This window comes from Streptomyces sp. (genome assembly GCF_035563135.1).
Lineage (GTDB): Bacteria > Actinomycetota > Actinomycetes > Streptomycetales > Streptomycetaceae > Streptomyces.
In genome coordinates this window covers 1-3,104 of record NZ_DATMVN010000676.1, presented here as the reverse complement: position 1 = coordinate 3,104, position 3,104 = coordinate 1, and the positions used below count along the sequence as shown (strand labels likewise).

Below are 3,104 nucleotides of genomic sequence, written 5' to 3'. Positions count from 1 at the left end.
CCTCATGGTCACCGGCCGCATGCCCGCCGACATCACCCCCGACCCGTACGTCCGCCGCGTCCGCAAGGACGAGATGGAGCGGATCATGCCGGCCTGCGTGGCGATGTTCACCGAGGAGGTCGGCATCTCCCCGCTGGCCGGCGACGGCGGCCTGCTCTACCAGGCGCGGGTCGCCGAACTGATCACCAGCGGCCGCTCATTCGCCCGCATAGAGGACGGCAAGGTGCTCTTCAAGGCGGAGATCGGCGCGGCCACCCCCCACGCCTGCCAGATCCAGGGAGTCTGGGTCGCCCCCGAGGCCCGGGGCCGGGGCCTCTCCGAAACAGGCATGGCGGCCGTCCTGCGCCACGCGCTCAGCGAGGTGGCACCGGTCGTCAGCCTCTACGTGAACGACTACAACACCGCCGCACGCAGGGCCTACAGCCGCGTCGGCTTCCGTGAGACGGGCGCGTTCATGAGCGTGCTGTTCTGACCGGACGGCGCGGCCAGTAGGGTTCCCGCATGGCAGCAGCAACCCCCAGGTCCTCCTGGGGCTCCGGGACCCCCGACATCGTGGTCGGACCGCTCGACCTCGCCGCCCGCGTCGACGAGGCACTCGCCGTGCAGGCGCTGGCCTTCGGCCTCTCCCAGGAGGAGATCGACGTACGCCGCCACATCGTGCTGCGGCACCTCGACCACCCGCAGGCCCGTGCTCTCGGCGCCACCGCCGCCGACGGACGGCTCGTCGGATTCGTCTACGGACTGCCGAACGACCGGACGCACTGGTGGTCCACCGTCGTCGAACCGTATCTGCGCGCCACCGGCTCCCAGGGCTGGCTCGACGACTCGTTCGTGATCACCGAACTCCACGTCCACCCGGAGTTCCAGCAGCGCGGCATCGGACGGTGCCTGATCACCACCGTCACGGACGCCGCCGGCCTGCCCCGCTCCATCCTCTCCGCGATCGACACCGAGAGCCCCGCCCGCGGCCTCTACCGCGCCCTCGGCTACCAGGACCTGGCCCGGCAGGTCCTCTTCCCGAGCGCGCCCAAGCCCTACGCGGTGATGGGCGCGCCCCTGCCGCTGCGCCGCGGCTGACGAATCGATTTCCGCCCGCGCGGGCCCCCCGGCTAACCTCGGGCTCACCACCCTTGCGAGCAGGAGTTCACCATGGCCCAGGTCCAGCGCATGTCCCGATTGATGATCAAGACACTGCGCGACGACCCGGCGGACGCCGAGACGCTCAACCACAAGCTCCTCGTCCGCGCCGGTTACGTACGCCGCACCGCGGCCGGCATCTGGTCCTGGCTGCCGCTCGGCAAGAAGGTCCTGGAGAACATCACCCGCGTCGTCCGCGAGGAGATGGACGCCATCGGCGGCCAGGAGGTCCTGCTCCCCGCGCTGCTGCCCAAGGAGGCGTACGAGGCGAGCGGCCGGTACGACGAGTACGGCGACCTGCTGTTCCGGCTCAGGGACCGCAAGGGCGGCGACTACCTCCTCGGCCCCACCCACGAGGAGGTCTTCACCCAGGTCGTCAAGGACATGTGCTCGTCCTACAAGGACCTGCCCGTGATCCTCTACCAGATCCAGACCAAGTACCGCGACGAGGCCCGCCCCCGCGCCGGTGTGCTGCGCGGCCGCGAGTTCCAGATGAAGGACTCGTACTCCTTCGACACCACCGACGAGGGCCTGGCCGAGGCCTACCAGCTGCACCGTGCCGCGTACATCCGGATCTTCGATCGCCTCGGCCTCGACCACCGCGTCGTCTCCGCCGTCTCCGGCGCCATGGGCGGGTCCGCCTCCGAGGAGTTCCTCGCCCCCGCGCCCGCCGGTGAGGACACCTTCGTCGACTGCCCGAACTGCGACTACGCCGCCAACACCGAGGCCGTGACCTTCAAGGCCACCGCGGCCGACGCCTCGGCGACCGGCCCGGTCGAGGAGCTGGACACCCCCGGCACCCCGACCATCGAGACCCTCGCCGCCCACCTCGGCGTCCCGGCCTCCGCCACCCTGAAGAACCTCCTCGTCAAGGTCGACGGCGAGATCGTGGCCGTCGGTGTGCCCGGTGACCGCGAGGTCGACCTCGGCAAGCTGGGCGAGCACCTCGCCCCCGCCGTCGTCGAGCTCGTCACCGCCGAGGACTTCGTGGGCCGCCCCGACCTGGTACGCGGCTACGTGGGCCCGCAGGGCCTGGAGAAGGTCCGCTACATCGCGGACCCCCGCGTCGCCGCCGGCACCGCCTGGGTCACGGGAGCCAACAAGGAGGGCAAGCACGCGAAGAACGTCGTCGCGGGCCGCGACTTCGAGGTCGACGAGTACCTCGACGTCGTCGTCGTCGAGGCGGGCGACCCCTGCCCCGACTGCGGCACCGGCCTCCAGGTCGACCGTGCCATCGAGATCGGCCACATCTTCCAGCTCGGGCGCAAGTACGCCGACATCTTCTCCCTCGATGTCCTCGGCCAGCAGGGCAAGCCGGTCCGCGTCACGATGGGTTCGTACGGCATCGGCGTCTCCCGTGCGGTGGCCGCCCTCGCCGAGCAGACCGCCGACGACAAGGGCCTGTGCTGGCCCCGTGAGATCGCCCCGGCCGACGTGCACGTGGTCGCGGCCGGCAAGGCGCTCCAGACCGAGCTGGCCCTCGACGTCTCCGAGAAGCTCGGCGCCGCGGGCCTGCGCGTCCTGGTCGACGACCGTGCGGGCGTCTCGCCGGGTGTGAAGTTCACCGACTCCGAGCTCATCGGCGTCCCGAAGATCCTTGTCGCCGGCCGCCGTTCGGCCGAGGGCGTCCTGGAGCTGAAGGACCGCCGCACGGGCGAGCGCGAGGAGCTCACCGTCGACGAGGCGATCGCCCGCCTGACCGACCAGGGCTGACCGGCCGCACAGCGGAGAGGACCCCGCGCACCGCGCGGGGTCCTCGTGCGTGTGCGGGGCCGGGCCTTTCGTCCGGACCAGGCCGGATCTCAGGGCGCGGTGCCGGACACGCTCTAGATGTATTGACCCTCAGCGTTGTTAACTCGGCTGATCGGTGGCTTGCCGTCGAGTGCGGTGTGGCAGCGGTGGTGGTTGTAGCTGTGGAGGAAGTCTGCCAGGGCCGCTGTCCGCTCGTCGTTGGAGGTGTAGGGCCG

The 3,104-nt window shown here is 71.0% G+C and carries 3 protein-coding genes and 1 pseudogene; 3 read left to right on the top strand and 1 reads right to left on the bottom strand.

Annotated features, from left to right (window positions below; genetic code table 11):
- From VN520_RS30250 to VN520_RS30240, 3 genes are all read left to right on the top strand, one after another.
- Nucleotides 1-472 (top strand): GNAT family N-acetyltransferase (locus VN520_RS30250; RefSeq protein WP_325750132.1); only part of this gene is annotated, 472 nt, incomplete at its 5' end.
- Between the two features lie 29 nt (nucleotides 473-501).
- On the top strand, nucleotides 502-1,077 hold the full coding sequence (locus VN520_RS30245; RefSeq protein WP_325750131.1) for a GNAT family N-acetyltransferase: 576 nt from the start codon (nucleotides 502-504) through the stop codon (nucleotides 1,075-1,077).
- 72 nt (nucleotides 1,078-1,149) lie between these two features.
- Nucleotides 1,150-2,850, top strand: a complete 1,701-nt coding sequence (locus VN520_RS30240) for a proline--tRNA ligase (protein WP_325750130.1) — start codon at nucleotides 1,150-1,152, stop codon at nucleotides 2,848-2,850.
- A gap of 113 nt (nucleotides 2,851-2,963) precedes the next feature.
- On the opposite strand, the pseudogene VN520_RS30235 reads toward VN520_RS30240, so the two are convergent.
- Nucleotides 2,964-3,104, bottom strand: a pseudogene (locus tag VN520_RS30235) (integrase core domain-containing protein); the annotation flags it as partial.

Bases quoted from the DNA above. Each gene is read 5' to 3' on its own strand.
- VN520_RS30245 (WP_325750131.1), top strand. From the start codon at position 502: ATGGCAGCAGCAACCCCCAGGTCCTCCTGGGGCTCCGGGACCCCCGAC.
- VN520_RS30240 (WP_325750130.1), top strand. From the start codon at position 1,150: ATGGCCCAGGTCCAGCGCATGTCCCGATTGATGATCAAGACACTGCGC.